Origin of the sequence: Acinetobacter sp. ANC 4779 (genome assembly GCF_004331055.1) — a bacterium.
In the GTDB taxonomy this organism is placed as follows: Bacteria; Pseudomonadota; Gammaproteobacteria; order Pseudomonadales; family Moraxellaceae; genus Acinetobacter.
The window spans coordinates 1-9,186 of sequence record NZ_SJNU01000021.1; the positions used below are offsets into that span (position 1 = coordinate 1).

Here is a 9,186-nt window from a genome sequence, read left to right on the forward strand (position 1 = left end):
TATTTTTAAAAATCATATGCTTGTATTGAATTTTAAGAAATATAGATCTTCTTCAAAATCGTAATTTCTAGGATCTAATTAGGGGTGTAGTGAAAGTGAAGCAAAAAAGGCAAAAGTTATGCATTTCTTATGCAAAAGTTACGCATTTCTTATGCAAAAATTATGCATTTCTTATGCAAAAGTTATGCACTTATTTATAAATGATTGATTTATAATTAATTAATTAAGAGTGAGAATATCAATTTAGAAAAAATCTTTCTCGGTCTAAACAGAAAATTAGGCATTTAATCTGTAAGTATATGATTTATCGTAGTAAAAGAGCCTAAATCTACAAAATCTGACTGCTAAAAAATTAGAAAAAATCTTTCTCGCTAGATTGTTATGTGGTTGTAGATCCTGGACTTCGCATAAGAGATTTTATGTTAAATATAGGTTTGAGAACGTGTCCATGCGGTGTGTAAATCGTAATCTCAGCCTATGTAGGAAAGCACAATTACCTACTGTCGTGGACGACCGATACGTGGCTCCGTCAGCCTGAAAGTGGTATTCGGCAATACTTTAAGAGCTTTTAATTAAGAAATTTTATAGAATATAATTATTTACATAATTTTAAGAGCATTTCATGACTGAAGATATTTATGAAGATTATCAAAATTCAATAAACAAGGAACAAGTTTTTGCTGAAGAGCAAATTGATAAACAATTATTTGATGAAAATGATGTTGATGAAGTTCCAGATGTTCAATTTGATTTAGTAGTTACTCCATCTGATCCTCCTTTAGAAGTTTTATCAAGACAATTAAAAGACGGTGATTTGATAGTTCCTTTTTATCAAAGGAAATATGTATGGAAAATTGAACAAGCTTCTAGGTTGGTTGAATCCTTTTTAATTGGATTACCAGTACCTCAAGTATTTTTTTATGTGAATGATGAAGGTGAATTAGAAATCATCGATGGACAACAGCGTATTTTATCTATCAGTTATTTTCTAGAAGGCTATTTTGGAGAACCTGATGCAAATGGAAATAGAAAAGTTTTTAAATTAAAGGGGCTCTCTGATACTAAAAATTATAATGGGAAAGCTTTTACTGATTTAGATAAAAAAGATCAACGTAAACTTAAAAATTCAACATTAAGAGCTATTAATATTCGTCAGTTATCTCCAAATAATAACAATGATTGTGTTTTCCATATTTTTCAAAGATTAAATACTGGAGGAACTCAGCTTAAGCCCCAAGAAATTAGAAATGCTGTGTATAGAGGTAAAATTGTTCAGGAATTACAAACTTTAAATAGTAATAAACATTGGATGAATATCTTAGGTTTTAAACAAGCACATAAAAACCAAAGAGATATAGAGCTATTGCTACGTTTAGTAGGTTTGTTTAGGAATTGGAATAATTATGAGAGACCAATGCTATCTTTTCTAAATGATACTATGTATAAAAATAGAGAATTTAATAGTGAAGATATTGAAATATTTAAAGAAAATTTTCACAAAATAACTAAGATAATTGATGAAAATATAGAAAAACCATTCAGACCAAAAGGTGTTATAAATACTGCGATGTTAGATGCTGTTTTTATAGCTTTATTAGAAAATAATGAAATAAATGTATCAGAATTAAATGATAAATATCAAAAATTGATAACTAATGCGGAATTTATTGCCAATACCTTTGGTCCTACTGCTGATACAGCAGTTTTAAAGAATAGAATCACTATAGCAAAGACCTTTTTAGGTTAAAGGTATTTTGATGAAGTATTCAGACCTAAAAGATGAACTAAATCATGTTGATTATTTAGTTAATGAAATTAATCGAATTGCACCCGCCAAGGAGAATTCAAATCTGACAGTTAGGGGAGAACTTTCAGGATTACTATTAGTTGCAATGTGTGCAATTTACGAAAATATGATTAAACAAATCATGATTGAGTATGCTGATTCTGTGCATAGTGATTTTTCTTATTATATTGAAAAAAAATATGAGAAATTAAATAGTAAAATAACAAAAAAAGATTTAGAGGAATATCTAAAACTTTTTTCACCCAGAAAAGAAAAAGCATTTAAAAGTGAATTAGAGCGAATGCAGAAGTATTTGAATAAGGTACATCCAAATGAGAAGTATCAGCCATTACTTAGTTGGAGACATTCTTATGCACACTCAAAAACTCCACTTACAACGATCGAGGAAGCTTATGAGCATCATAGATATGCCAAACTGATAATTTATGCTTTTAATCGGGCAATTGAATGTTCTTAAATATCTTTAAAAGTTAGCAATTCTTGATATGCCAGAAATAAAAAATCCACCTGTTGGTGGATTTTTTATTTCTTTTATCTAAAAGTTAATTTAGAAGATAAAAAAGGTGAAATTTGTTTTTTGGCATAATAATTATAATACATATAAATAAAAATGTTTAGAAATTTTATAACTTATTGTTTATACTAGATAAGCCAAATAAAACAAAGTAGCTAGTACCTTACCAATATTTGTCTTTTTATATGTTTATTGGTTGATAAGTGATTAATTAATAAATTATTAATTCGGACAAGTTTGACTCAGTATTAAAAGAGTTAATTTTAACCCTCTATTGGGTTTGCCTAGTAGCCTAAATTGGTAGCGTGGTGAATTTGTTTTTTGGCGATTGCAAAAATGCTTCACTGGATGGGTGGATTAGAGGAAAAGTGTGAGCTAAGTAGCTACATACCCCAGAGATGGAGGTATAGTTCATGCTTGATTTAGTTATCAATGTGTTGAGCTTAACTGTAGCGGTTTTACAGTTAATCAAATGGTTAAATTAACCTAAAAAAGGCCTCATTCCTACAGGAGTGAGGCCTTTCTTATTTATTATTTTTTTCATAACTTTCTTGTACATTTCTTTCTTCAGTCTATTGTCTCTCTTATTTGAGACATGGTGTCATTTGAATAGCCTACTGGTAATAAAGCTGATACAGCTAGACATGCTAAAATCAAAGAGTTAAAGCTAAATTGACGAATTTTGGCATTGCCAGTGTGTACAGTGGCTTGAAGAGGATAAAGATGAGTTTTGTTATATCAAATTGTAATTATTGTAGAGCAAAGAATATTAGGCTTGATAATAAAGGTTTTAATAAACTAAATACTTATCAATGGGATATATTAGCTATATGTAGTAATTGTAATTATCCAACGGTTTATCGGCTTAGTCAAAATTCAGGAATAGAATATCCTTTAAATGAACAGCTAAAAATGGCGACCAAGCTAGAAGATCTTAAAAATTTAAATTTAAATTTATTTTTTTCTATAGGTAGCATTATAGTTCCGCCTAATAGGGAAATTGCTGTATGTCCAGAACACGTGCCTGAAAATATAAAAACAGTTTTTGATGAAGCAGCGATTTGTCTTTCTAATAATTGTTATACAGCTAGTGGAGCGATGTTTAGACTTTGTTTGGATATAACTACAAAAGAATTATTACAGAAATGGATAGAAGAAAATCAAGTGGAAACTAACCAACCAAATAGTCATCAAAAAGATAAGTTATATAATCGGATAGAGTTTTTAATAGAACGAGGAGTAATTCCTACTGACCTAAAGGAGTACGTACATCATATTCGTTTAGAGGGTAACAATGCTGCTCATGATGGAAGTACAGAAAAAGAAGAGACTGAAGATTTACTAGATTTCAGTGAGCTATTCCTGGAACGTATTTATACAATCAGAAAACAACTTGAGATTGCACAGACTCGTAGATTAGCTAGAAGAACTAGATAAATTATTTAATTGGGAATAGCCAACAATTTTATAGATACTTTGAAGCTTCACTAAAATTAACATAATACGGATTACGCGAAATAAAAAAGGTAGCTTAAGCTACCTTTTTTATTTTTAGACATTGAATCCTATATGTTTTCCTGTTGGAAGCTCTACATCAATACGAAGCTTTCCACCCATTGCTTCAACATACTTTTTCATGGTCGAAATCTTAAGATCATTACCACGATTTTCTATTGCTGAGAGTGATGGTTGCTTAATTCCAAGTGTTGCAGCGAGCTCTTTTTGAGAGATCTCTAATTCTTCACGAATAAGATGAAGCTGATTTTCTAGCAGTAATTCATCAGCCATTTTTTGAATACGTGCTTGGCTCTCTGGAGAGCGGCTAGCTAACAATTCTTGCAAAGTTTTAGCCATTAGATTGTTCTCCTAATGTTGAGAGATGAAGTTCATATTGTTGATCTGCAATCGCCAGCATCTCTGTATAGAATCGCTTTTTACCACCTTTATCACCAATACACAGCACAATGGCCTGACGTAAAGGATCAAATGCAAAAAAAGCCCGGAGTGGTTTACCGCGATGTTGAACACGAAGCTCTTTCATGTTGGTAAATTTAGAGTCATACACGGTATCTACTAAAGGGCGGCCTAAGCTCGGTCCCTGTTGTTGCAGAACAACCAAAGCAGCTAAGACCTTTTCTTGTGTCGATTCATCTTGCTGTTCAAGCCATTCATTAAATAGATCTGTCGTAATGACTGTCCACATATCACAACCAAAATATAGATTATAGTCTATATTTTAGAAGCATTATGCTTGTTTTGCAAATAAGAAATGATAGGCAATAAAAAACCCCGACATCCTGTCGGGGTTTTTCGTATTTGATGCTTAGATCTAACTCCTGTCGGATCTCACATTCCTTGTTCTGTACGTTGTTCTTTTTATTTGGAGCATCCTGCTCTCTATGTCCCCATCATATGAAATTACAGTGAAGTGGTATAGCCGCAAAGGGCCGAGATTGATGTGAGCAAATGCGTACAAAGCCGGCTAAAAACTGTCCCCTTTTTATCCGCAGAAATTGGGGATATTTTCTGCCCCGGGAAGGCTGACAACATTGATAAAAACCTAATTTTGATTAAAAAATAATCAATTTTATTGGCATAATATATCAAAACTGTTTAAAAAAAATCCGACTTGTTTCCAAGCCGGGATTCTGCTGATCTTTCAACTTTTTCTTTTAGCTTAACTTATTGATATTGCAGTATTATTGCAATCGCGTTTCGTATAAGCGCCATTATGTTAAATAGATAGGGAGATTGGTGGAAAATTCAAGTATATTAAATTTTTAATAATAAGAGATTGTGCATATTTATGGAGATTATAAGTTGAAGAAAGATAGATATATCCTTTTCCAGAATAAGACCGAAGCTGAAGATTTTATTAGGGAGCTTGACCAAATACTTATAGAACACTGGGGAGATGCAATAGTTCATCCTTTTAACGGAAAAGCAATTGTTCCTTGGAACGATGAACACTTAAAAAAAGTATCTTATTTACTACATGGTAAGAAAAAAATTTCTCCAGAGCAAGCAACAGAACAAGGATGGTACTTTGGTTATCATCAGGGATTTTTTGCTAAAGCAACTACAAAACTTGAAGATGCTACATTTGCTCGAGAAGCATTAGATAAATTTGATACTTATCCTAACTATCCTGCTTATAGAGCCACATTCTATGGAGTTTTAGTTTCGTTATTTGGAGTAAAAGAAGCTCTTTGGGAAGCGACTAAGAGGATTAATGACGAAGCTCTTAAAAATGGAACAGATAGCATCAACACCAAAGCTAACGAGTGGTGGAGTAATAAATTTGAAGAAATTTCTAAAGACCAATTGCTCAATTTATTTATAGAACTTCATAACCAAGACAAACATAATCTTAAGATTAAGCATCTGCGCCCTCAGATGAGGTTGTATGGTTATAAAGGTGATGGTCCGGCACCGGATATCATCTCAGGTGAAGGTGTTTTTTCCATAGTTAACCGTGGAACCAAGGATGAAAGACGAATTTTTTATTCAGGTGCAATAACAGAATTCTTTTGTTATTTAGATATATCACCTTTAATTCATAAAGGTGAAGACGTCAGTAAGCTTTCATTGAAGCAACAAATGGACCTTGTAATTGAGTACTATCGAGATCTTATTTGGGAGGCAAAGAGTACTTTTAAATAAAATTTTTTCTTGAGATTTTCAACCTTATCTAAAATTAACATAATACAGCTTATACGAAATTCACCGCATAACTTCTCTAATAACAAGACATTGCGATCCACTAAAAAGCCCAGTTTGTAAAAACTGGGCTTTTTAGTGGATCATTCATACAATATGCGGATTTACTGAGCATTTTTTGATTTTTTTCATTAGCCAGGATAAACAATGCTCTTATCCATTCGGCAGAAAAAAACGGCTTAAAAAGCCCCTTTTCACCGGCTCTGGCTCTACAGGCACTGGCACTGGAATACGCTTATTTTCGACAACCTCTGGAGTATTCGGTGGAGTTATGGAAGGTTCAGCTGGTTCCGATCGAGGATCTGTTGCTATATTTGAATCAGTAGATTGATTTATCTTCTCAATATCTTCTTGTTTTGGCTTTTCTAAAGTGCCTTTAAACTCAATTCTATGTGTTAGATCCTCTATATGTTGCATCAAAGACCTTTCTCTTTGATTCGCCAAATCCAACTGGTTTTTAAGAATAGATATTTGGTCTTTTAATACGCTTTCGACCTCAGATTGGACGTGTACTTGTACATCCTTTTGAACGTGTTCAGTACGTGTACTTGCCTGAACACCTATAGGATTGCCATACACTCTTAATAATTCTGATAAATCTATTAGTCCATCATGATCCCTTGATAAATCTCCATTTTTTAATGCCTCATATATTGTTGTTCGAGATTTTTTAAATGTTTTACTAGCGTCCATTACGCTAAATTTTGTTGTGTTCAATGTAATCCCTCAATACGTGTACAAGGATGTTCATGTGAACATCCTACATGAACATAGAACTTATTTCGCTCTGAATCCTACCTTTTGAAGAGAAGGCAATAATTTACCAAACATTGTTTTGTCTTGAAGCATTTCACCAATTCGTATAGCGAACTGTTCATAGCTTTCAGTACCTTGGGAGTACTTATTCATTTCAGGAAGTTTTGAAAGTTTATTTGCAAAAAGATGACGTTGAGCATCAGAAATCTTCAAAAAAAGATCTAAATCATTTTGATTATCCAAAGCTTCATTTTGCGATTTCTTTTGTTTGAAAGTGAATGAAAACCCAGAAATGTTACGTCCTTTTTTATGTTGTTCACACTTAACTTTAATGTCTGTATGCTCATTAATCTGAACAATAGCGAGGTTTAATACACGATCTTTAAAATTCCCCATTCTTGTATATTCATCATCTAGTACGCCAATTTTTTTTCTGAATTCTGTTAATTCAATAACAGGAGTTTGGCCTGTACTACGCCAAGCAATTAATAATTCATATAGACGTACAGCGTAAGCACTAGTGAGGTTACTAATTTGTTGTAATTCATACTTTGTGAATTGCTCTTCTAATCGTGTAATTAAAGGTACGATAGCAGGAGCGAAAATTAATTTTACTGTTGCTTCTGCATCTATATATCTAATTTCACTAACCCAACGACTCAAAACATTTTCAACATTTCCTCTTTTATTTATTTCTTGATAACTAAATTGTCGGGCAAATAAATCTTTACACGCATCTTTTAATGCTTGATAAGCTGTTTGTCTTGCAACATTAAATTGTCTTGTATAGCTTTCTGCATGAACCTCTAATGGATCATTAGCATTAATACCCTTTCCACTTTCTCTAGCTTCAACAATCGCTAAGAGAATTAAACGTTGTTCAACTAAATCTAAGTTATAGCTTGCATTGATTAAAGCATTATCCTTAACTACTAAATCTCGCATATTATTTATCTACATTTATATTTTTGAATATAAGTCTATATTAATAATTCTGTAGATTAATGCAAGGTAAACGTAGTTAAATCTTCAAAAAATACTATGTAGACTTATGGTAGGTAAACGTAGTCATATTGGTAGGTAAACGTAGTCATATTGGTAGGTAAACGTAGTCATATTGGTAGGTAAACGTAGTCATATTAAGGCTGAAACCCTTTCCACGATAGGTTTTCAGCCTATCTAAAAGCATTTAAAAACTTTAAAAATAATTAAAAGCCCAAAGTATAAAAAATTGCCCTTGGTTTTCGCTTTGCTCAAACTCTATTGAATCTCGCTTACGCTCGATTCGTCGGGGCAATTTTTGGTTAAATTTTCGTGACTTTAAAAAAAGCAAAAGCAAGATCAAAAGCGACTCGGAATTCGCTTCGCTCATAAGTTTTTTTGCTCGCTTCGCTCGGTATGGAATTAGCTTTCCAAAGTTCGCACCCATGCGGGATGCTCTGCAATCAAGGTGATTGATGGATAGGAAGCTTGTAATCAGGGAAAGGGATGGGCAAATTTTATCAGTTCACTCGTAGACACTCGCTCTATAAAGCTAATTTTTAAGAATACTGATGATTCTTTTGTTATCTACTTTATGGGTTAATCTTAGTGAGCAATTTGAAAGATGGTCCTTAATGTGGCTTTATTTCGCTCTGATTTGCGTTTTTAGCCGCCTATTTAGGAGATAGACTGGATTTATCCTATCTATCTAAAATCTCTTTAAAAAGCATTTAAACGCGATTCATGAATATCTGGGTGAGTGGTAATTTGAAGCTTCCTATTTCGATAATAAAGAGCTTGTATCAAATTATTTAAATTCCAGGCTGGGAAATAAAAAAACCGATCACAAAGATGAGCCAAGCGATGCTCAATATTATGAATAATCTGGAATCTCAGCTAATTTTTTCTTCATACATATTAGATTTATAAAAATCAATTAAATAAGATGAATAATGTATGAGGTTGTTGATCTTTTTATATAGCCTTTAAGCCTATAAGTTGTTGATTTTGGGCATCCTGTAAGGTGCGTATGGTGTATCCCTAAATTCTTAATCACAAAAGGCGTTAAATCACTTCTCTTTCCTTTGATTTGGCTTTATCTCCTGTCTTCAAGGCGTTTTTAAATTTATTTTTAAAAATCATATGCTTGTATTGAATTTTAAGAAATATAGATCTTCTTCAAAATCGTAATTTCTAGGATCTAATTAGGGGTGTAGTGAAAGTGAAGCAAAAAAGGCAAAAGTTATGCATTTCTTATGCAAAAGTTACGCATTTCTTATGCAAAAATTATGCATTTCTTATGCAAAAGTTATGCACTTATTTATAAATGATTGATTTATAATTAATTAATTAAGAGTGAGAATATCAATTTAGAAAAAATCTTTCTCGGTCTAAACAGAAAATTAGG

At 32.3% G+C, this 9,186-nt stretch carries 8 protein-coding genes; 4 read left to right on the plus strand and 4 right to left on the minus strand.

Going from position 1 to position 9,186, the window contains the following annotated elements:
* The first annotated feature begins 622 nt into the window (after nt 1-622).
* From E0H80_RS16405 to E0H80_RS16415, 3 genes are all read left to right on the plus strand, one after another.
* Nucleotides 623-1,747, plus strand: coding sequence for a GmrSD restriction endonuclease domain-containing protein (locus E0H80_RS16405; protein WP_131367510.1), 1,125 nt, complete (start codon nt 623-625; stop codon nt 1,745-1,747).
* Nucleotides 1,748-1,757: 10 nt separating this feature from the next.
* A complete protein-coding gene (locus E0H80_RS16410; protein WP_131367512.1) occupies nt 1,758-2,264 on the plus strand; it encodes a HEPN domain-containing protein in 507 nt (168 codons plus the stop codon).
* A 780-nt stretch (nt 2,265-3,044) separates the two neighbouring features.
* The gene (locus E0H80_RS16415) at nt 3,045-3,758 is read left to right on the plus strand and encodes a DUF4145 domain-containing protein (protein ID WP_131367514.1); all 714 of its coding nucleotides are present in this window, start codon (nt 3,045-3,047) and stop codon (nt 3,756-3,758) included.
* A 114-nt stretch (nt 3,759-3,872) separates the two neighbouring features.
* Here the strand turns inward: E0H80_RS16415 and E0H80_RS16420 are convergent, their stop codons facing one another.
* Nucleotides 3,873-4,175, minus strand: coding sequence for a helix-turn-helix domain-containing protein (locus tag E0H80_RS16420; protein WP_067865288.1), 303 nt, complete (start codon nt 4,173-4,175; stop codon nt 3,873-3,875).
* Nucleotides 4,168-4,524 carry a type II toxin-antitoxin system RelE/ParE family toxin gene (locus E0H80_RS16425; RefSeq protein ID WP_000269907.1) on the minus strand — a complete coding sequence of 119 codons (357 nt, stop codon included), beginning with the start codon at nt 4,522-4,524 and terminating at the stop codon, nt 4,168-4,170. The genes E0H80_RS16420 and E0H80_RS16425 overlap by 8 nt, the downstream gene beginning before the upstream one ends.
* Nucleotides 4,525-5,141: 617 nt before the next feature.
* Here E0H80_RS16425 and E0H80_RS16430 point away from each other — a divergent pair.
* Nucleotides 5,142-5,984 (plus strand): hypothetical protein, encoded by an 843-nt coding sequence (locus E0H80_RS16430; protein ID WP_131367516.1) that lies wholly within the window; start codon nt 5,142-5,144, stop codon nt 5,982-5,984.
* 210 nt (nt 5,985-6,194) lie between these two features.
* Here the strand turns inward: E0H80_RS16430 and E0H80_RS16435 are convergent, their stop codons facing one another.
* Together E0H80_RS16435 and repM are read right to left on the minus strand one after the other, a co-directional pair.
* A complete protein-coding gene (locus E0H80_RS16435) occupies nt 6,195-6,758 on the minus strand; it encodes a plasmid replication DNA-binding protein (RefSeq protein ID WP_265937235.1) in 564 nt (187 codons plus the stop codon).
* A gap of 60 nt (nt 6,759-6,818) precedes the next feature.
* Entirely contained in the window at nt 6,819-7,742 is a 924-nt protein-coding gene (repM, locus tag E0H80_RS16440; protein ID WP_131367518.1) for a replication initiation protein RepM, read from the minus strand.
* Nucleotides 7,743-9,186 lie beyond the last annotated feature (1,444 nt).